Source organism: Thalassococcus sp. S3 (assembly GCF_004216475.1).
Classification (GTDB): Bacteria; Pseudomonadota; Alphaproteobacteria; order Rhodobacterales; family Rhodobacteraceae.
The window spans coordinates 335,534-353,260 of sequence record NZ_CP022303.1 but is presented as its reverse complement, the minus strand read 5'-3'; the positions used below and the strand labels follow the sequence as shown (position 1 = coordinate 353,260).

The following is a 17,727-nucleotide window of genomic DNA, read 5'->3' as shown; positions in this document are numbered from 1 at the left end:
GCCCTGCGATGGATGACACCACAACCCTGCGTGCCCGTGACTTCTGGTCGGCCCTCGTGCTGCTGGCCCTGTCGCTGTTCTTCCTGTGGCGCACCTCGTTCATTCCGCTGTTCGGCGCCAACCGCGCGGGGGTGAGCGGGGCGGACTGGTACAATTCCGCCGCTATCGTGCCCTTCGGCATCTTCGGGGCGCTTCTGGTCCTCTCGCTGGTCCTTCTGACCATCTCCATCCGCTCGGGCGGCGCGCGCTACGCTTTGACCGCCGCTGGCATCGGCTGGAACGGGGCAGAGGCATGGCGCTTCGGCACCCTCGCCCTGATCCTCTTTTTCTACATCGCAGGCCTTGTGCCACGTGTGGATTTCATCCTGTCCAGCGGCCTTCTGATCACCGCGCTGATCTTCGGCTATCACGGCGGTCATCCGCGCCGCATGATCCTGGCCACCGGCGCCGTGGGCCTGCCCGGCCTCTACGCCATGGCCATGCACCTGCCGCAATCGGAGTGGAAAGCCCATGACGACGATATCGTTACCCTCGCCGCCTGGCTGCTGCTGACCCTCTGGGCGCTGGCCTTTCACCACACCGACCGGGTGGTACGTGTGATCCCCTGGATCGCCGTTCTGGCTCCCCTGATCCTCGTCTGTGCCATGGCCTTTGGCTTTCGCCAGAACGTGCCAAACCGTGGCGGGCTGATCTTCTCGCAGATCGAATACCACTACTACGTGACCCTCCGCCCGCTCTGGAGGCGCTGATGGATTTCCTCTTTACCCAACTCTCCGGCTTCGCGGGCGCCTTTGCCGGGCTCGTGGCCGACCCGCTGACCTATCTCTATCTGATCGGCTCCGTCTTCCTCGGCATCACCTTCGGCGCCTTGCCGGGGCTGACCGCCACCCTCGCCGTCACCATCCTGACCGGGTTCTTCGGCAACAAGATCCCGCTCGACTATTCGCTCATTGCCCTTCTAGGCGCCTATGTCGGCGCGATCTATGGCGGCTCTTACCCCTCGATCCTGCTCAACATCCCCGGCACCGCCGCCTCAGCGGCCACCGCGATGGACGGCTACCCGCTGGCCAAGGCGGGCCGGGGCGGCGAGGCTCTGGGCCTGACCACCACCGCCAGCTTCATCGGGACGCTGATCGGCACGCTGGCACTCCTGATCTTCGTCTGGGTCCTCCTGCTGATCTCCCAGAACATCGCCAGCCCTGAAAAGGCTCTGCTCGCGCTCTTCGGCATCCTGCTGTCGGGCACGCTGATGTCCGAAGACCTCGTCATCAAGGGCTGGATCGCGGGCCTCATCGGTCTCGCCATGGCCATGGTCGGCCTCGATCCCCTGCTATCCGAGCCGCGCTATACCTTCGGCTGGTCCTATATGATGTCGGGCTTTCAGGTTGTGCCCGTCCTGATGGGCGCCTTTGCCATCCCCCAGATCATCGACGGCATGCGCCATGCCGATCCCGGCCAGCTTCTGGCGCTCAAGGGCCGTATCGTCCCCAGCCTGTCGGCCCTGCGCCGCTACCTGCCCACGATCGGTCGCTCCGGCGTGATCGGCACCGGCGTCGGCGCCCTGCCCGGCGTGGGCGCAGACGTGGCGGGCTGGGTCAGCTACGGAGTGGGCAAGACCGTCTCCACAGAAGGCCACAAGTTCGGCAAAGGCTCCCTCGATGGCCTCCTGTCGTCCGAGACCGCCAACAACGCCTGCATCGGCGGCGCCTTGATCCCCCTTCTGGTCCTCGGCATCCCCGGCTCGCCGCCCGCCGCAGCCCTGATGGGGGCCTTCAAGATCAACAACGTCATCCCCGGCCCCACCATCGACCCTGAGATCATCCTGCGCGTCGTCGCCATCCTCGTGCTCGCCTCCTTCACCATGTTCCTCATGGGCCTCTTCACCGCGCGCATCTTCATTCGCATCCTGCGCATCCCCAAAACCGTCTTTTTGCCCGTGGTGATGGTTCTGACCACGCTCGGCTCCTTCAGCGTCGGCGGTGGCATAAATGACCTCTACCTGATGCTGGGCGTGGGCTTTGTTGCCTATTTCATGCACCTTCTGCGCTACCCCATCGCGCCCCTCGTGATCGGCGTGATCCTCGGCGGTCTTTTCGACGAAACCTTCCGCCGGTCGCTCCTCATCTCCGACGGCGACCTCTCCGTCTTCGTCTCCCGCCCCGGTGCGACCATCCTTCTGGCCTTGAACATCGCGCTGATCCTCGCTCAGATACCCGCGATCAAACGCCAGTTCTCCCGGCTCAGAAGAAAGACCGCCTGATGTACGCCGTCACCGTCACGTTCCAGATCCATGCGGAGCACCTCGACGCCTTCCTGCCCCTGATGCATGAAAACGCCCAGACCTCTCTGCGGGACGAGCGCGGCTGCCACCGCTTCGACGTCTGCACCGATCCGGACCAGCCCGGCACGGTCTTTCTCTATGAGCTTTACGACGACCGCGCTGCCTTCGACGCCCATCTCGCCAGCGCCCATTTCAAACGCTTCGACGCCGCCGTATCAGACATGATCGCCGCCAAGCACATCGCCACCTTCGCCGAGGTCGCATCATGAGCGACTGGGAGGTGCACGCGATCAAATACGCCGACCGCAACGCCCGCACCCGCGCCGACAGCTTCATTTTCGACGACAACCACGATGCACCCCATGCGATGGACTATTTCATGTGGCTCTTGCGCCGTGGCCCCGAGGTGATCCTCGTCGATACCGGCTATGACGCGGCAGAGGCGCAAAATCGCGACCGTCCCATCCGCCTTGATCCCGGAGAGGCTCTGGCGCCTCTCGGCCTCAAACCCGAAGACATCACCCAGCTTATCGTCACCCACCTGCACTACGATCATGCCGGCGGCCTTCACCTCTTTCCCAACGCCCATATCCACCTGCAGGCGGCCGAGATGGCCTTCGCCACCGGCCCCTGCATGTGCCACGACACGTTGCGCATGCCCTATACGGCGACCCATATCTGCGAGGCGATCCAGCGGCTCTATTCCGGCAATCTCACCTTCCATGACGGCGATACCGAACTCACCGACGGCGTCACGCTCCACCGCATCGGGGGCCACAGCCGGGGCCTGCAAGCGGTCCGTGTGCGCACGTCAGTGGGCTGGATGGTCCTCGCCTCCGACGCCGCGCATTTCTACGAGAACCTGACCGCCCGCAAACCCTTCCCCATCGTGGTCGACCTTCAGGATATGCTCGACGGCTTTATCACACTCGAACGCCTCGCCTCCCGCCCCGAGCTGATCATCCCCGGCCACGACCCCCTCGTCCGCGATCTCTTTCCCGAAGACAGGGCGGATCACATCCGACGCCTCGACCGTGGTCCGATCAAGGACCTCTCTGTCTGAGGCGCGCGTATCTTCGCTCAAGAACTCAACCCAAAGTGGTAATCGCCCTCGGGCTATTGTACCTTGGCGGGCAAGATTGACGTGACGACCTCACGCTCCGGTCTCGCGTTGATCGAAACGCCCCAAGCCCCGGAGGATTTCGATATGCGAACACTGACATTGACCTTACTTTGCTCTGCCGCCATCACCGCATCGGGCACGACGGCCATGGCCGAGGATATCGTCATCGGTGTTCCAAACTGGCCCTCCGTTCAGGCAACCGCGCATATCCTCAAACTCACCCTCGAAGAACGGCTGGAACTGGGTGTCGAACTTCAGGATGCCTCCAACGAGGCAATCTTCCGCGCCATGGATACCGGGTCTATTCATGTCCATCCCGAAGCCTGGCTGCCCAATCTCGATCATCTCAAGCGTCGATATGTTGATGGCACCCAATCCATTCGGATGAGCCCGAATGGGGCCACCGGCAAGCAGGCGATGTGCGTGACCAAGGGCACGGCAGAGCGAACAGGGATCACCGATCTCAAACAGCTGAGCGATCCAGACATGGCCGCCAATTTCGACCTTGATGGCGATGGCACAGGCGACATCTGGATCGGCGCCGAAGGCTGGGGCTCCACCCCGATCGAACAGGTCCGTGCCCGCTCTTACGGGTATGACGAGACGATGGATCTTTACATCATGGAGGAGCTTGAAGCCCTTCAACAGGTCGCCGCAGCGGACGAAAACGATCAGAACGCCGTCTTTTTCTGCTACACCCCGCATCACATGTTCCAGACCCACGATCTGGTGGTCCTGAACGAACCCGCCCACGATGCCCGCAGCTGGGTGATCGTGCCCCCGTCGCCCACGCCCGGCTGGCTGGAGAAATCCATGGCAGGTGTGGCCTGGGATACGGCGCAACTCTATGTCAGCTACGCCACTGCGCTGGAAACCGATCAGCCAAAGGCGGCTGCCCTGTTATCCCGGGTTGTGCTCAGCACTGAGGACCTGTCCCGGATGGCCTATGCTCTTGAAGTGGAAAACCAGGATCCCGCCGCATTCGCCAAGGTCTGGGTCGAGGAAAACGCGGACATGATCGACAGCTGGCTGGAATGAGATCCCACGCCAACCTCTACCACCCAAAGACTGGCTCGCCTTTCAGGGGAAGGCGGGCCTCACTCTTTGCAACAAAATACCGGCCAAGGACGGCAAGGCTTACGCGTCACCTGCGCCACTCACACCGCGGGCGACTTTCTTCATGGCTCGCATAAAATGCGCTCTTTCCTCTTCCTCAAGGGAGGCGAGCATCGCCGCCGCGTTCCTCCGGTCCTGCCTCAAGATCGCCGCCAGCACCTCCTCGCCCTCGCCAGTCAGGCCCACGCTCAGCGCTCTTCGGTCCTGACTGTCCGGCTCTGACCGCAGCAGCCCGCGTTTTTCCAGCGCCTTCACCGCCGTGGAAATCGTCGTACGGGGCACCGACAGGATCTCCGCCAGTCGGGACGGGCGCGCACCTCCCTCGGCAGAAAGTACCCTCAACATATTGAAATAGAGCGGGTTGAACGGCAAACGTCCCTCCGCCGGTGCCCCGCTGCGCCCGGCCACCAGCATCGCCCGCATGATCATGTTGACGTAACCGGCCAACTCATCCGCGCTTGTTTCATTGGACATAACAGGCCGCCCGATTGAAGTAGTACGCACTCCGTCCTATTTGATACGGCATCCGTATCATCTCACAAGGACCTTCAACATGCGCACATTCCTCTCCTTCCTCGGCCTCACCGCATTTCTGGCGGCCTGCAGCGAACCCGAAGTTCCGTCATCGCCTCCGCAAATGACCACACCGCCGGACGTGGCCACAAGCGGTTTTCTGACGGCTTATGCCGAGGATACCATTCCGATGGAGGTCCCCCGCCTGCGCGCCTTCCTTGAGGAACAGCCGTTGATTGGCTTTCTCGAACCGACCGAGAACATCTCTAACCCCGTCGCCTCTCAGGTCTTGGACGGGACATGGCCCCAGCCGGGCGCCGCGCGCTGGCTGCGCCTTGCCGACGGGCACTACGTGATCGAAAGGGTGATCGAAAACGATCCCGATTTCTTCAAATACCAGGTCTTCATCTTCACCAATTCCACCGGTCGCGGCGTCGATCAGATCGTAGGCGAACAGCGTTTCATCCCGGTCGAAGGCGGCACCCGCTTTGAATGGACCTACAACGTCGCGCCCAGCAATTTCATCACTCGGCAAATCGTGCGCCGCAACATGCCCGAGATCGAGCGCTATATAACCGGCGGCTTGCAAGGCTTTGCCAACGCCGCTCGGGCGGAGGTTGGCGAGCGCTAGGGTCAAGCTTACCCAAGCGCCCGGCTGGCACCCTGCGAAGACGCACGGCATAAGCCTATGTCTTCGCAGACCGACCACAACGCCGGAGACTTCGATGTCTTGACTCCCAATCCGTTCCCCCTTAGCTGCGCGTCAGACATCCGGAAGTGTAACATCTTCCGGTCCCCTTTCTTTGGGGATCGCCCTCCGCCAGCGTGATACGCCCGCGGGGGCGTTTGTGCATTGAACCGCCGCCCCCTACCTTGGGGGCACATCGCAACCGGCAAAAGGGGCCCGAGCATGTTTGAAAATCTATCCGAACGTCTCTCCGGTGTCTTCGACCGGCTGACGAAACAGGGCGCGCTCTCCGAAGACGACGTCAAAACCGCCCTGCGCGAGGTGCGCGTGGCACTTCTGGAGGCTGACGTCTCTCTCCCCGTCGCGCGCGACTTCATCAAGACGGTTCAGGAGCAAGCCACCGGCCAGGCCGTCACCAAATCGGTCACCCCCGGCCAACAGGTCGTCAAGATCGTGCACGACGCGCTTGTCGGCGTGCTCAGCGGTGACGAGGACGCAGGCGATCTGAAGATCGACAACCCGCCCGCGCCGATCCTGATGGTGGGCCTTCAGGGCTCCGGCAAGACGACCACCACCGCCAAGCTCGCCAAGCGCCTGACCGAGCGGGAGGGCAAGCGTGTCCTCATGGCCTCCCTCGACACCAACCGCCCCGCCGCGATGGAGCAATTGGCGATCCTGGGCACCCAGATCGGCGTCGACACCCTGCCCATCGTCAAGGGCGAAGACCCCGTCGCCATCGCCAAGCGCGCCAAGACCCAGGCGGGCCTCGGCGGCTACGACGTCTACATGCTCGACACCGCCGGTCGCCTGTCCATCGACGAAGAGCTGATGACCCAGGTCGAAGCCGTCCGCGACGTCGCCAACCCGCGTGAAACGCTTCTGGTCGTCGATGGCCTCACCGGTCAGGACGCGGTCAACACAGCAGAAAACTTCGACGACCGCATCGGCATCTCCGGCGTGGTCCTCACCCGAATGGACGGCGACGGCCGTGGCGGTGCGGCCCTGTCGATGCGTGCGGTCACCGGCAAGCCCATCCGCTTCGTGGGCCTCGGCGAAAAGATGGACGCGCTCGAAACCTTCGAACCCGAGCGTATCGCCGGCCGCATCCTCGGCATGGGCGACATCGTGGCCCTCGTCGAGAAGGCGCAGGAAACCATAGAAGCCGAACAGGCCGAGCGCATGATGAAGCGCATGGCCAAGGGTCAGTTCAACATGAACGACCTCAAGATGCAGCTTGAACAGATGATCAAGATGGGCGGCATGGAAGGGATGATGGGCATGATGCCCGGCATGGGCAAAATGGCCAAACAGGTGCAGGACGCCGGTTTCGACGACCGCATCCTCAAGCAGCAGATCGCCATGATCCAGTCGATGACCAAGAAAGAGCGGGCCGCGCCCCAGATCCTCCAGGCCTCCCGCAAGAAACGCATCGCCGCCGGGTCGGGCATGGAGGTCAGCGATCTCAACAAGCTCCTCAAGATGCACCGCCAGATGTCCGACATGATGAAGAAGCTCGGCAAGGGTAAAGGCGGCATGATGAAGAAGGCCATGCAGGCGATGATGGGCGGCAAGGGTGGCATGCCCGACATGGGTGGCATGGATCCCAAACAACTCGAAGCCGCCGCCAAACAGATGGGCGGCAAGCTGCCCGGCGGCCTACCGGGCCTCGGCGGTGGAGGCATGCCCCTGCCGCCGGGCCTGAGCGGGTTCGGCAAGAAGAAATGACACCCCCCGTCCTCCATACCACGCGCCTGACGCTGCGCGGTCCGACGCCTGCCGACCTGCCGGGCTATGCGGCCTTCTACGCCGCCTCCGACAGTACGACCGGGGGTTATCGGGGCGGTCGCAGCGCACAGGAGGTGGAGGACATCCTGGCCCGCGATATCTTGCATTGGCACGAGAACGGCTTTGGCATGTTCCTTCTCCGCCGCCGCGATGAGGACGAGGTTCTAGGCGGCACCGGCCTCTATCACCCCAAGGGATGGCCCAGCCATGAACTGACCTGGTGGCTGATGCCGTCCGAACGCGGCTCTGGCCTCGCCACCGAAGCGAGCCGGGCCGTGATCGACTGGGCCTATACCGATCTCGGCTGGTCCGTCGTTGAAACCTATATTCGCGATGAAAACGCGCCCGCGCGCAAACTCGCCGCGCGCCTGGGCGGCACCGTGGCGCGCCGGATCCCCTTTCCCGACGGGATCACCCGCGATGTGTTCGCCCTGCCCCATGAGGTGTCTGCATGACGCTCGCAGCACCTCTCATCCCGACGCTCGAAACCGAGCGCCTGATCCTGCGGCCTCCCTCCGCCCGCGACCTGCCACCTTTCGCCGCCTTCTATGCCTCGGACGCGGCTGAACATGTCGGCGGCCCCCGGTCTGAGGCCGAAACGTGGCGCTATCTGTGCGAGGTGATCGGACATTGGACCATGCGCGGCTTTGGCCGCTGGATGGTCACGCTCAAGGACAATGACACCGCCATCGGCCTTGTCGGCCTGCATTTCCCCCTGAATTGGCCCGAGCCCGAAATCGGCTGGGCCATCTGGTCCGGGACGGGCCGGGGCTACGCGACCGAAGCTGCCCAGGCCGCGCGACGTTACGGCTATGACACGCTCGGCTGGTCCACCGCCATGAGTATGATCGCGCCGGGCAATGAAGCTTCTGTCCGCGTCGCGCTGCGCCTCGGCGCCACACGTGACGAAGATCATGACCATCCGGACCATGGCCCCCTTATGATCTATCGGCATCCCGGGCCGGGGGCCCTGTCATGACCGTCATTCCCACCCTCGAGACCGAACGCCTTCTCCTGCGCGCCCCGACCCTGTCGGACTACCCCGCCTATGAAGCTTTCTATGCCTCCCCCCGCGCCGCCGGCGCAGGCGGCCAGTCCCACGGCATCCATGTCTGGCGCCAATTCGCCGCCCTCTCGGGGCACTGGCACCTCTTGGGTTTCGGCTGGTGGATCATCGAGTACGAAGGCGCACCTGCAGGTTTCTGCGGCCTTCACAACCCACCGCAAAAGGCCTTGCCCGAGCTTGGCTGGGCCGTCTACGCCCATGCCGAAGGCAAAGGTATCGCCTTCGAAGCCACCTCCGCCGCCCTCGCCTATGCCCACCGGTCCGGCCGTTTCCCGCACCTGGCCAGCTACATCATCAACGGCAACACCCGCTCCGAAGCGCTCGCCCGCCGCCTTGGCGCCCGCCCGGGCCGCCCGGCACAACACGGCGACAACGTAACCGAATGGCTCCACGAGATGGGAGAGGCCGCATGACCGTCATCCCGAACCTCATCACCGACCGCCTCACCCTGCGCGCGCCCTCCATCGACGATTTTGACAGCTTCGCCGCCTTCTACGCCTCCGACCGCTCCAAATTCGTGGGCGGGCCCGCCACGACAGAGCAGGCCTGGCGCATGCTCGCCACCGAAATCGGCCATTGGACCCTGCGGGGCTATGGCCGCTGGGCTGTCGAGGAAACGGCCACAGGCCGCTTCGCCGGCATCATCGGCCCCTGGAACCCCCATGGCTGGCCCGAGCCCGAGATCGGCTGGGACCTGATGAACGGCTTCGAAGGCCGCGGCTACGCGACCGAGGCCGCTCTGGCCGCGCGCCACTACGTTTACAACACCCTGAACTGGCCCACCGCGATCAGCCTCGTGGCTCATGGCAACGACGCCTCCGCCGCGGTCGCCCTGCGACTTGGCGCAATAGAAGACGGTATCTTCACCCATGAACGCTGGGGCGAGATGCGTATCTTCCGCCACCCCGCGCCGGAGGCCCTGCAATGACCGCCTCCCCCGTCACCCGGAATACGCGCATGTTCTCCAACCCCCGCGCCACATGCCTCCAACCCCCTGGGCAAACACAAACCGGCGGTCCCGATACCGCGGCCTCCCTCTTCATCTTGCCAAATAAACTCCCGCCGGAGGCCTCGCTCTCCGCACACACCACACCTGCCCCGCTGGCGTCGCGTCTCAACCGCTCCAAAATCGTTTCGCGCCGCAGGCGCGCCCGTTTGGTAAATCCTACCCCGGCAGAGGCCGCGTCATGACTGCCGCCTCCATCCCCGTGATCGAAACAAGGCGCCTCGTCCTGCGTGGGCCCGAGCCTCAGGATTACCCCGACTTCAAGGCAACCTTCACCTCCTACCGCGCCCGCTTCATGGGCGGGCCCCTGAACGCCTATGAGGCCTGGATGCTCTATGCCGCCGAGATCGGCCATTGGCAGATCCGGGGCTTCGGCATGTGGATGATCCATGACAAGGCCACCGATGAAACCTATGGCATGGCCGGTGGCTGGCAGCCAGCCAAATGGCCCGAGGCCGAGCTGGCCTGGGTCATCTGGCCCGACAAGGCCGGCCATGGCTTCGCTCTCGAAGCGACCCATGCCGCGCGCCGTTATCTCTACGGCGAAAAGGGCTGGGCCGGGGCTGTGAGCTATATCGATCCCAAGAACCTCGACAGCATTCGCCTGGCCGAACGCCTCGGCGCGACCAAGGACAAGGGCGCGCCGACCATCGATGGCAACGATGCTGTCTACCGTCACCCCAGCCCCGCGCAGCTCGACGGCAGCCAGCTCGCCCATGGCATCGAGATGGAGATCGGGCATTACGCCGATCCGCTCTTCAAACCGAAAGGCTTCCCTCTTGACTGACACCACCACCCGCGCCGCCACGCTCCTCAAAGAGCATCGCGACAGTATCGACCGTCTCGACGCCATCCTCGTCTACACGCTGGGCGAGCGCTTCAAGCACACCCAGGCAGTGGGCAAGCTCAAGGCGTCACACGACCTTCCCCCGTCCGATCCGGCCCGCGAGGCCACCCAGATCGCACGGCTCGAAGACCTGGCTCACCGGGCCGATCTCGACCCGGAATTTGCCAAGAAGTTCCTCAACTTCATCATCGCTGAGGTTATTCAGCACCACAAACAGCACCAAACGTAAGGTGGGCTCACCCGCCAAACTCAAGCCATATCAAGGAGATACCCCATGGCCATGAAAATCCGTCTCGCCCGTGGCGGCTCGAAGAAACGTCCCTTTTACCGCATCGTGGCAGCCGACAGCCGCATGCCCCGCGACGGCCGCTTCATCGAAAAGCTGGGCACCTATAACCCGCTCCTGCCCAAAGACAGCGAAGATCGCGTCAAGATGAACATGGAGCGTGTGCAATACTGGCTCGACCAGGGCGCCCAGCCCACCGACCGGATCGCCCGCATGCTCGAAGCCGCCGGCGTCCGTGAAAAGGCCCAGCGCAACAACCCCAAGAAGGGCGAGCCCGGCCAGAAAGCCAAGGACCGCGCCGAGGAGAAAGCCGCCAAAGCAGCAGAAGCCTCCGAAGCACCTGCCGAAGAAGCCTCGGCAGAATAAGGGCTTACGGGCATGGATGCGTTCCCGGACGACTTCCAGACCCAGCTGTTCCGTCTCATGCGGCTCCGGCGCGACGTGCGCCGGTTCCGCACCGATCCGGTGGACGAGGCGGTGCTTGCGCGCTGCCTCGACGCCGTCCGGCTGGCCCCCTCCGTGGGGCTCTCCGAACCTTGGCGCATCCTGCGCATCGAAAGCCCCGCCGCGCGGGCTGCCGCCCTTGAAAACTACCGGGAAGCAAATGCGCAGGCGCTGACGGGCTATGACGGCGACACCGCCGCCAAGTATAGCACATTGAAGCTCTCCGGCATGGCCGAAGCCCCGGTGCAGCTTGCCTTTTTCTGCGATGACGCCACCGACAATGGCCAGGGCCTCGGCGCCCAGTCCATGCCCGAGATGCGCCGCTATTCCGTTGTCGGCGCCATCACGCTCCTCTGGCTCGCCGCTCGCGCCGAAGGGCTGGGCCTCGGCTGGGTCTCAATCCTCGACCCCGACCGCCTGTCGCGCGACCTCGATGTCCCCGACACGTGGTCCCTCGTCGGCTATCTCTGCCTCGGCTGGCCCGAGCAAGCTTCCGACACGCCCGAGTTGGAAACCCTCGGCTGGGAGCGCCGTACCCCTGACTTGCCCATCGAAATCCGCTAGAGGTTTGAGATGTTCCGCCTGATCCGTACCTTCATCCTCCTCGTCGTCGCCTTCACCGCCGGCCTCCTCTTCGAACGCAGCCAGGCCGCGGAACGCTGTGTCGCCCAGGGCGGCGACATGCAGGACGGCCTCTGCCACGGAGCCGCACAATGACCGACCTGATCTGCGTCGGCGCCATCGCCGGCGCTTACGGCGTACGTGGCGAAATCCGCCTGAAAAGCTTCTGTGCGACGCCCGAAGACATTGCTGATTACAGCCCCCTGAGCACCGAAGACGGCAGCCAAAGCTACACCCTCACCCTTGGTCGCCCGATCAAGAACGGCTTCTCGGCCCGCCTCGCTGGCATTGCCACCAAAGAACAGGCCGACGCGCTGCGAGGCACGCAACTTTTTGCCCGGCGTGATCAGCTTCCCTCGCTGCCCAACGACGAATACTATCACGCCGACCTGATCGGCCTCGACGTTGTCGATACGGGTGGCGCCCCTCTGGGACGGGTGAAATCGGTTCAGAACCATGGTGCGAGCGATCTTCTGGAAGTTTATGGGGCCGGGCTGAAAAACACCGTCCTTTTGCCCTTTACCCTCGCCGCCGTGCCCACGGTCGACCTGACCGCGGGCCGCATCGTCGCCGACCCGCCCGAAGGATTGTTCGAATGACCGATACGCCTGCCCCGACGCGCGCCCTGGGGCGCAAGACGATCAAACCTTCGACCCAGCCGCGGGATCTGTTGACCCAGACGCTGGACCTCAAGGGCGCCTGGAAAGCTCAGGTCATCACCCTGTTTCCAGACGCCTTTCCCGGTGTTCTGGGCGAAAGTCTGACCGGCAAAGCCCTTCAGGATGGCCTCTGGCAGCTTGAAACCATCGACCTGCGCCGCTTCGGCATCGGCAAACACCGCAATGTCGACGACACGCCCGCCGGTGGCGGCGCCGGCATGGTGCTGCGCGCCGATGTGATGGGCGAGGCCATCGACAGCGCGATGACCGCCGCGCATGGCCATTGGCCGCTGATCTATCTCAGCCCTCGCGGCAAGCCGATGGACCAGGCGATGATGCAGACCCTGGCGGGCACCGACGGCATCACGCTCATCTGCGGCCGGTTCGAAGGGCTCGACGAGCGTGTGATCCAGCATTACGGGATCGAGGAGGTCTCTCTGGGCGATTTCGTCATGACCGGCGGAGAGATCGCCGCGCAGGCGCTGATCGATGGAACCGTCCGGTTGCTTCCGGGCGTTCTGGGCAATGCCGAATCGGCCACCGATGAAAGCTTCTCCGACGGTCTTCTCGAACATCCCCAATATACGCGCCCCTCGGAATGGCGCGGTCATGCCATCCCGGACGTTCTGATGTCCGGCCATCACGGCCAAATCGCCGACTGGCGCCAGGCACAATCCGAAGCGTTGACCGAAGACCGTCGTCCCGACCTCTGGACCCTCTATCAGGCGCGCAAGAATCCGGGTTGATCTGCGCGCCACTCCCTCCTATACGACCACAATCCGGGCCAGCCTTCGCGGGCGCGGTATATTCTGGTGTTGACACATTGGCCCATTGCCCCCTTCAGCAATCCGGGCGGTCAGCGTCGGAACACAAGGAACAGACGACCTGACCCTCTGGCGGGCTGCATCACGCGGGACCCGGTGAAGACCAAGAGTTCTGAGGCCGCACCACCTTCGTGGATCAACCACGAGCAGATAGGAGTAGATGCGATGGATCTGATCGCACAATTGGAGGCGGAACAAGTCGCCGCCCTTGGGAAGGACATTCCCGATTTCAAAGCCGGAGACACGATCCGTGTCGGCTTTAAAGTGACCGAAGGCACGCGGACTCGTGTGCAGAATTACGAAGGCGTCTGCATCAGCCGCAAGAATGGCGACGGCATTGCCGGCTCGTTCACTGTCCGCAAGATCTCGTTCGGCGAAGGCGTGGAGCGTGTGTTCCCGCTGCATTCGACCAACATCGACAGCATCACCGTCGTCCGCCGGGGCCGTGTCCGCCGGGCGAAGCTCTACTACCTGCGTTCGCGCCGCGGTAAATCCGCCCGGATCGCAGAAGACACCACCTACAAGCCCCGCAAGGGCGCCGAGGCTTAAGGAGCGGCGAGATGAAAAAAGACATCCACCCCAACTACCACATCATCGACGTCAAGATGACCGATGGCACCGTGGTTCAGATGAAATCGACCTGGGGCAGCGAAGGCGATCAATTGTCGCTGGACATCGACCCCTCCGTGCACCCCGCCTGGACCGGCGGCGGCACCCGCCTGATGGATACCGGTGGCCGCGTGTCGAAGTTCAAAAAGAAATACGAAGGTCTGGGCTTCTGACCCATCCCTTCGCGACGGAATGCAAGGCCGCTTCCCACCGGAGCGGCCTTTTTCGTTCACGTTTCGCGCAAAAATAGAGTCCAAATGGCCACGGGCCGGCGCCAAATCCACGCCACGCCGCTTTTCATATGACGGCCCACAACATATGGTGTCGCCAACAAAATGCGTTTGAACGCATGGGGTAAAGGGGCTGGATCGTGGCACATATCATTGTGGTGGGAAACGAAAAGGGCGGCGCGGGCAAATCCACCGTCTCGATGCATGTAGCCAGCGCCCTGGCACGACTGGGCCACAAGGTCAGCTGTCTCGATCTCGACCTGCGGCAGCGCACGCTCGGGCGCTACGTCGAAAACCGTGCGGCCTTTACCGCCAAAGCCGGCCTGGATCTGCCCCAGCTTGATTATCACGACCTGCCCGAGATTGACGCCGCCACCCTCAAACCCGGCGAGAATATCTACGACCACCGCCTCTCCGCCGCGGTTGCCACGTTGGAGCCCGACAACGATTTCATCCTGATCGACTGCCCTGGCTCGCATACCCGGCTCAGCCAGGTCGCCCATTCCCTGGCCGATACCCTGATCACACCGCTGAACGACAGCTTCGTCGATTTCGACCTGCTGGCCCGGATCGACAGCCGGGGCGAGAAAATCCTGGGGCCCTCGGTCTATTCCGAGATGGTCTGGAACGCCCGGCAATTGCGCGCGCAGGCGGGCCTGAAGCCCATCGACTGGATCGTCATACGCAACCGCCTTGGCACCCAGCGCATGGTGAACAAGGAAAAGATGGAGCGCGCGATCACGATGCTCTCATCGCGCATCGGCTTTCGCACCGCACCCGGCTTCAGCGAGCGGGTGATCTTCCGCGAGCTTTTCCCCCGCGGACTGACCCTGCTGGATCTCAAGGATATCGGCGTCAAGCAGCTCAACATCTCGAACATCGCCGCCCGTCAGGAGTTGCGCGACATGATGAAAGAGCTGAAATTGCCCGGCGTTTCCATCGACTTCTGACCGCCGGCAACACGCTGGCCCAAGCACGCATCAGCCTAAGCCAATCCATCCGGGCGCGCGGTCCCGTCTTCTTCTCGATAAAAATACGGAAAATGCCGTACTCTCAACAGGCGCACGCTGTCAGGGAAAGCGAAATTCCGGCAATTGTCCGAAGGCCACCTTCAACGCCTCGCCCCAACCGCTGGAGATGGCGCTGTAGTACGCATCCCCCTCCTCGATCCGGGCCTGCTGACCGACGCACAGGCTATCGGTGTCATAGGTGATGTAGTCAATCGGCAAACCGACCGAGAGATTGGATTTGATCGTACTGTCGAAACTCACCAGCAGCAGCTTGATCGCATCCTCAAACCCCATCTCCGGCTCGAATGCCCGCACCAGGATGGGCTTGCCATACTTCGTTTCGCCGATCTGAAAAAACGGGTTTTCGTCGGAGGCCTCGATGAAATTGCCCTCCGGATAGATCAGAAAAAGCCGTGGCGCGCTGCCCTTGATCTGACCGCCCATGATCATCGTCGCACCGAACGCCGCGGCCGAAGCTTCCTGCCCGCCCGCCAGATTGTCGGCGATCACCTCTTTCAGCGTCTGCCCTACATCGCGCGCGATCTGAAACATCGACGGCGCCTGCAGGATCGACGGCGACCGTTCCGCCGGCGCCTTCGTCCGTTCGTCGATCAGACCGACAACCGCCTGCGTCGTGGCCAGGTTGCCGGCTGTCATCAGGGTGATGACCCGCTCCCCCGGGATCTCCCAGGTGTGCATCTTCTTGGCCGTCGCGATATTGTCCAGCCCCGCATTGGTGCGGGTGTCCGACATGAACACCAGTCCCCGCTCAAGGCGCATTCCCACGCAATAGGTCATGACGTTTTCGCCTGTTTGTCCCCATGCATCCTCTCATCGAAAGGATGATATCCCGTTACCGGTTTTCCAGTATTATTGCTGTTCGACCTGAAGTTTGACCAGCATATTTTCGACACCTTCCCCAAATCGCATACCAGATACAGGTGCGGCCCCCAGATAATCCAGCCCGGTCGCGACCCGCACATAGCGGGCATCGGGTGAAATTCCGTTGGAAATATCAAAGCCGACCCAGCCCAACCCCTTCACATGCGCCTCGGCCCAGGCATGGCTTGCGTCCTGGTCGACCCGGTCGTTCATCATCAGATACCCGCTTACATAGCGCGCCGGCACACCCATCGCGCGGGCGGCCGCTATGAACACATGTGCATGGTCCTGACACACGCCATGACCTTCACCCAGCACCTGCTCCGCGCTGAGATCCGGGCTGGTCTGGTCGGTGGAATAGGGCACCGCATCGATCACATGCGACGAGAGCGCGTGCAGCGTCTCGAGGAGCCCCTCCTCCCGCTCAAACGCTGCCACAAGCGCCCTCACCTGCGGACCCGCCCGCGTCAGCGGCGTGCTGCGCTGAAACAGCCACAGCGGCACAAATCCGGTATGTTTGCCGACCACACCTGACGTATCCGCAACCTCCACCTCCCCTTCGCAGTGAACGCGAATTTCCCGGACACCAGGTTCAAAGCTGATCAGATCGACCGTATTGGCATGCTCATCCTCGAAGGAAACCTGTCGTTGCCCGCCCTCGACCGCGACATCCCAGGACAACACGGTTTGCTCGGCCCGGGATTTCGGCCTCAGCCGCAATTGCTGCAGGGCATAGGCCACCGGCTGATCATAGGAATAGGATGTTGTGTGCGAAATCTTCAGACGCATATTCACTCGTAAAACCTGTAGTCTATTTCAATCTGCCGCCCCAGCGCCTGACTGTCGATCAGGAATTCCGTGACAAATTCATGCAGGCCATATTCAAAGATCTGATCGATCGAGGATGTCCGAAACCGATTGCAGATCTGATCCACCAGCCGGTGGCACGGCAACCGTTCCCCGTAATCCTCGGCCAGATACCCCAGATTGTCCGCGATCTTTCCATAGCAAAAGGCAAGCGACCGGGGCGAGCGGCGGTCGAGGATCAGAAACCGCGCGATCTTGCGCGGATCGAACTCCCCCTCGTGCAGCGTCTGATAGGCGCGGGTGGACGAGGTCGCGCGCAGAATGGTTTCCCACTGCACATTGTCGCTCGCCGTGCCCACATGCATGATCGACGGCAGCAGGATATAGTATTTCACATCCAGCACGCGCGCGGCGTTGTCCGCGCGTTCGAAAAACGTCCCCATCCGCGCGAAATCATAGATGTCGTTGCGCACCATTGTCCCGTGCAGCGAGCCGCGCACATAGGCCGCCCGTTGCCGTACCGTTTGCAGGATCACCGGCAGATCCTGTTGCCGGACAGGCCGGGCCAGAAGATCCTTGAGCACCATCCAGCACTCGTTCACCGCCTCCCAGACCTCGCGCGTCAGCGCCGTGCGCACCAGCCTTGCATTGGTCCGCGCCGCCTCCACCGCCGACATCACGCTGCCGGGATTGCTCTTGTCACGGAGCAAGAAGTTGATGACGCGCCCGCCTTCGACCACGTCATTCTTTTCCTTATAGGCCGCCCAAAGGCCCGTCGCCGTGAGGATCGAGGTCCACTCGCTCTCCGCCGCACTCGACCGGGTCAGAGAGATCCTCAGCCCCGCATCGATCATCCGCGCGGTGTTTTCCGTCCGCTCCATATAGCGCAGCATCCAGAAGACGCCGCCCGCTGTCTTGCCCAGCATCGCG

The 17,727-nt window shown here is 63.0% G+C and carries 25 protein-coding genes; 21 read left to right on the top strand and 4 right to left on the bottom strand.

Going from position 1 to position 17,727, the window contains the following annotated elements:
* The first annotated feature begins 8 nt into the window (after positions 1-8).
* The 5 genes from CFI11_RS01745 to CFI11_RS01725 all read left to right on the top strand — a co-directional run bounded on the left by CFI11_RS01745 (position 9) and on the right by CFI11_RS01725 (position 4,442).
* Entirely contained in the window at positions 9-749 is a 741-nt protein-coding gene (locus tag CFI11_RS01745; protein ID WP_130402464.1) for a hypothetical protein, read from the top strand.
* Positions 749-2,260: a tripartite tricarboxylate transporter permease gene (locus tag CFI11_RS01740; protein WP_130402462.1), complete on the top strand. Its 1,512-nt coding sequence runs from the start codon at positions 749-751 to the stop codon at positions 2,258-2,260. The genes CFI11_RS01745 and CFI11_RS01740 overlap by 1 nt, the downstream gene beginning before the upstream one ends.
* Positions 2,260-2,550 carry a putative quinol monooxygenase gene (locus CFI11_RS01735; RefSeq protein WP_130402460.1) on the top strand — a complete coding sequence of 97 codons (291 nt, stop codon included), beginning with the start codon at positions 2,260-2,262 and terminating at the stop codon, positions 2,548-2,550. Before CFI11_RS01740 ends, CFI11_RS01735 begins: the two co-directional genes overlap by 1 nt.
* Positions 2,547-3,344 carry an N-acyl homoserine lactonase family protein gene (locus CFI11_RS01730; RefSeq protein ID WP_130402458.1) on the top strand — a complete coding sequence of 266 codons (798 nt, stop codon included), beginning with the start codon at positions 2,547-2,549 and terminating at the stop codon, positions 3,342-3,344. Before CFI11_RS01735 ends, CFI11_RS01730 begins: the two co-directional genes overlap by 4 nt.
* Before the next feature lie 81 nt (positions 3,345-3,425).
* The gene (locus tag CFI11_RS01725; RefSeq protein ID WP_254449000.1) at positions 3,426-4,442 is read left to right on the top strand and encodes a glycine betaine ABC transporter substrate-binding protein; all 1,017 of its coding nucleotides are present in this window, start codon (positions 3,426-3,428) and stop codon (positions 4,440-4,442) included.
* Between the two features lie 99 nt (positions 4,443-4,541).
* Here the strand turns inward: CFI11_RS01725 and CFI11_RS01720 are convergent, their stop codons facing one another.
* Positions 4,542-4,994 (bottom strand): MarR family winged helix-turn-helix transcriptional regulator, encoded by a 453-nt coding sequence (locus CFI11_RS01720; RefSeq protein WP_130402456.1) that lies wholly within the window; start codon positions 4,992-4,994, stop codon positions 4,542-4,544.
* A 79-nt stretch (positions 4,995-5,073) separates the two neighbouring features.
* Between CFI11_RS01720 and CFI11_RS01715 the strand changes: the two genes are divergently transcribed.
* From CFI11_RS01715 to CFI11_RS01645, 16 genes are all read left to right on the top strand, one after another.
* Positions 5,074-5,664, top strand: coding sequence for an SRPBCC family protein (locus CFI11_RS01715; protein WP_130402454.1), 591 nt, complete (start codon positions 5,074-5,076; stop codon positions 5,662-5,664).
* A gap of 279 nt (positions 5,665-5,943) precedes the next feature.
* Entirely contained in the window at positions 5,944-7,446 is a 1,503-nt protein-coding gene (gene ffh / locus CFI11_RS01710; RefSeq protein WP_130402452.1) for a signal recognition particle protein, read from the top strand.
* On the top strand, positions 7,443-7,961 hold the full coding sequence (locus CFI11_RS01705; RefSeq protein WP_130402450.1) for a GNAT family N-acetyltransferase: 519 nt from the start codon (positions 7,443-7,445) through the stop codon (positions 7,959-7,961). The genes ffh and CFI11_RS01705 overlap by 4 nt, the downstream gene beginning before the upstream one ends.
* Positions 7,958-8,485 (top strand): GNAT family N-acetyltransferase, encoded by a 528-nt coding sequence (locus CFI11_RS01700; RefSeq protein ID WP_130402448.1) that lies wholly within the window; start codon positions 7,958-7,960, stop codon positions 8,483-8,485. Before CFI11_RS01705 ends, CFI11_RS01700 begins: the two co-directional genes overlap by 4 nt.
* Positions 8,482-8,985 carry a GNAT family N-acetyltransferase gene (locus tag CFI11_RS01695; RefSeq protein WP_130402446.1) on the top strand — a complete coding sequence of 168 codons (504 nt, stop codon included), beginning with the start codon at positions 8,482-8,484 and terminating at the stop codon, positions 8,983-8,985. The genes CFI11_RS01700 and CFI11_RS01695 overlap by 4 nt, the downstream gene beginning before the upstream one ends.
* A complete protein-coding gene (locus tag CFI11_RS01690; protein WP_130402444.1) occupies positions 8,982-9,500 on the top strand; it encodes a GNAT family N-acetyltransferase in 519 nt (172 codons plus the stop codon). The genes CFI11_RS01695 and CFI11_RS01690 overlap by 4 nt, the downstream gene beginning before the upstream one ends.
* A gap of 259 nt (positions 9,501-9,759) precedes the next feature.
* A complete protein-coding gene (locus CFI11_RS01685; RefSeq protein ID WP_130402442.1) occupies positions 9,760-10,365 on the top strand; it encodes a GNAT family N-acetyltransferase in 606 nt (201 codons plus the stop codon).
* On the top strand, positions 10,358-10,654 hold the full coding sequence (locus CFI11_RS01680) for a chorismate mutase (protein ID WP_130402440.1): 297 nt from the start codon (positions 10,358-10,360) through the stop codon (positions 10,652-10,654). Before CFI11_RS01685 ends, CFI11_RS01680 begins: the two co-directional genes overlap by 8 nt.
* 45 nt (positions 10,655-10,699) lie before the next feature.
* A complete protein-coding gene (rpsP, locus tag CFI11_RS01675; RefSeq protein ID WP_130402438.1) occupies positions 10,700-11,077 on the top strand; it encodes a 30S ribosomal protein S16 in 378 nt (125 codons plus the stop codon).
* Positions 11,078-11,089: 12 nt separating this feature from the next.
* Positions 11,090-11,719, top strand: coding sequence for a 5,6-dimethylbenzimidazole synthase (bluB, locus tag CFI11_RS01670; protein ID WP_130402436.1), 630 nt, complete (start codon positions 11,090-11,092; stop codon positions 11,717-11,719).
* Positions 11,720-11,728: 9 nt separating this feature from the next.
* Positions 11,729-11,872, top strand: a complete 144-nt coding sequence (locus CFI11_RS24235; protein WP_165390166.1) for a hypothetical protein — start codon at positions 11,729-11,731, stop codon at positions 11,870-11,872.
* Positions 11,869-12,375, top strand: a complete 507-nt coding sequence (rimM, locus tag CFI11_RS01665) for a ribosome maturation factor RimM (protein ID WP_130402434.1) — start codon at positions 11,869-11,871, stop codon at positions 12,373-12,375. Before CFI11_RS24235 ends, rimM begins: the two co-directional genes overlap by 4 nt.
* Entirely contained in the window at positions 12,372-13,181 is an 810-nt protein-coding gene (trmD, locus tag CFI11_RS01660; RefSeq protein WP_130402432.1) for a tRNA (guanosine(37)-N1)-methyltransferase TrmD, read from the top strand. The genes rimM and trmD overlap by 4 nt, the downstream gene beginning before the upstream one ends.
* Before the next feature lie 243 nt (positions 13,182-13,424).
* The gene (gene rplS, locus CFI11_RS01655) at positions 13,425-13,808 is read left to right on the top strand and encodes a 50S ribosomal protein L19 (RefSeq protein ID WP_130402430.1); all 384 of its coding nucleotides are present in this window, start codon (positions 13,425-13,427) and stop codon (positions 13,806-13,808) included.
* Positions 13,809-13,819: 11 nt separating this feature from the next.
* A complete protein-coding gene (rpmE, locus tag CFI11_RS01650) occupies positions 13,820-14,041 on the top strand; it encodes a 50S ribosomal protein L31 (RefSeq protein WP_130402428.1) in 222 nt (73 codons plus the stop codon).
* A 197-nt stretch (positions 14,042-14,238) separates the two neighbouring features.
* A complete protein-coding gene (locus tag CFI11_RS01645; protein WP_130402426.1) occupies positions 14,239-15,048 on the top strand; it encodes a division plane positioning ATPase MipZ in 810 nt (269 codons plus the stop codon).
* A gap of 120 nt (positions 15,049-15,168) precedes the next feature.
* Here the strand turns inward: CFI11_RS01645 and CFI11_RS01640 are convergent, their stop codons facing one another.
* From CFI11_RS01640 to CFI11_RS01630, 3 genes are all read right to left on the bottom strand, one after another.
* Positions 15,169-15,906 (bottom strand): proteasome-type protease, encoded by a 738-nt coding sequence (locus tag CFI11_RS01640; protein WP_130402424.1) that lies wholly within the window; start codon positions 15,904-15,906, stop codon positions 15,169-15,171.
* A gap of 72 nt (positions 15,907-15,978) precedes the next feature.
* Positions 15,979-16,779 carry a transglutaminase family protein gene (locus CFI11_RS01635; protein WP_130402422.1) on the bottom strand — a complete coding sequence of 267 codons (801 nt, stop codon included), beginning with the start codon at positions 16,777-16,779 and terminating at the stop codon, positions 15,979-15,981.
* A 2-nt stretch (positions 16,780-16,781) separates the two neighbouring features.
* A complete protein-coding gene (locus CFI11_RS01630; RefSeq protein ID WP_130402420.1) occupies positions 16,782-17,723 on the bottom strand; it encodes an alpha-E domain-containing protein in 942 nt (313 codons plus the stop codon).
* Positions 17,724-17,727: the final 4 nt, after the last annotated feature.

Excerpts from the sequence above, each read along its gene's own strand:
- CFI11_RS01745 (WP_130402464.1), top strand. The coding sequence starts at position 9 with ATGGATGACACCACAACCCTGCGTGCCCGTGACTTCTGGTCGGCCCTC.
- CFI11_RS01740 (WP_130402462.1), top strand. The coding sequence starts at position 749 with ATGGATTTCCTCTTTACCCAACTCTCCGGCTTCGCGGGCGCCTTTGCC.
- CFI11_RS01735 (WP_130402460.1), top strand. The coding sequence starts at position 2,260 with ATGTACGCCGTCACCGTCACGTTCCAGATCCATGCGGAGCACCTCGAC.
- CFI11_RS01730 (WP_130402458.1), top strand. The coding sequence starts at position 2,547 with ATGAGCGACTGGGAGGTGCACGCGATCAAATACGCCGACCGCAACGCC.
- CFI11_RS01720 (WP_130402456.1), bottom strand. The coding sequence starts at position 4,994 with ATGTCCAATGAAACAAGCGCGGATGAGTTGGCCGGTTACGTCAACATG.
- CFI11_RS01715 (WP_130402454.1), top strand. The coding sequence starts at position 5,074 with ATGCGCACATTCCTCTCCTTCCTCGGCCTCACCGCATTTCTGGCGGCC.
- ffh (WP_130402452.1), top strand. The coding sequence starts at position 5,944 with ATGTTTGAAAATCTATCCGAACGTCTCTCCGGTGTCTTCGACCGGCTG.
- CFI11_RS01705 (WP_130402450.1), top strand. The coding sequence starts at position 7,443 with ATGACACCCCCCGTCCTCCATACCACGCGCCTGACGCTGCGCGGTCCG.
- CFI11_RS01700 (WP_130402448.1), top strand. The coding sequence starts at position 7,958 with ATGACGCTCGCAGCACCTCTCATCCCGACGCTCGAAACCGAGCGCCTG.
- CFI11_RS01695 (WP_130402446.1), top strand. The coding sequence starts at position 8,482 with ATGACCGTCATTCCCACCCTCGAGACCGAACGCCTTCTCCTGCGCGCC.
- CFI11_RS01690 (WP_130402444.1), top strand. The coding sequence starts at position 8,982 with ATGACCGTCATCCCGAACCTCATCACCGACCGCCTCACCCTGCGCGCG.
- CFI11_RS01685 (WP_130402442.1), top strand. The coding sequence starts at position 9,760 with ATGACTGCCGCCTCCATCCCCGTGATCGAAACAAGGCGCCTCGTCCTG.
- rpsP (WP_130402438.1), top strand. The coding sequence starts at position 10,700 with ATGGCCATGAAAATCCGTCTCGCCCGTGGCGGCTCGAAGAAACGTCCC.
- bluB (WP_130402436.1), top strand. The coding sequence starts at position 11,090 with ATGGATGCGTTCCCGGACGACTTCCAGACCCAGCTGTTCCGTCTCATG.
- CFI11_RS24235 (WP_165390166.1), top strand. The coding sequence starts at position 11,729 with ATGTTCCGCCTGATCCGTACCTTCATCCTCCTCGTCGTCGCCTTCACC.
- rimM (WP_130402434.1), top strand. The coding sequence starts at position 11,869 with ATGACCGACCTGATCTGCGTCGGCGCCATCGCCGGCGCTTACGGCGTA.
- trmD (WP_130402432.1), top strand. The coding sequence starts at position 12,372 with ATGACCGATACGCCTGCCCCGACGCGCGCCCTGGGGCGCAAGACGATC.
- rplS (WP_130402430.1), top strand. The coding sequence starts at position 13,425 with ATGGATCTGATCGCACAATTGGAGGCGGAACAAGTCGCCGCCCTTGGG.
- rpmE (WP_130402428.1), top strand. The coding sequence starts at position 13,820 with ATGAAAAAAGACATCCACCCCAACTACCACATCATCGACGTCAAGATG.
- CFI11_RS01640 (WP_130402424.1), bottom strand. The coding sequence starts at position 15,906 with ATGACCTATTGCGTGGGAATGCGCCTTGAGCGGGGACTGGTGTTCATG.
- CFI11_RS01635 (WP_130402422.1), bottom strand. The coding sequence starts at position 16,779 with ATGCGTCTGAAGATTTCGCACACAACATCCTATTCCTATGATCAGCCG.
- CFI11_RS01630 (WP_130402420.1), bottom strand. The coding sequence starts at position 17,723 with ATGCTGGGCAAGACAGCGGGCGGCGTCTTCTGGATGCTGCGCTATATG.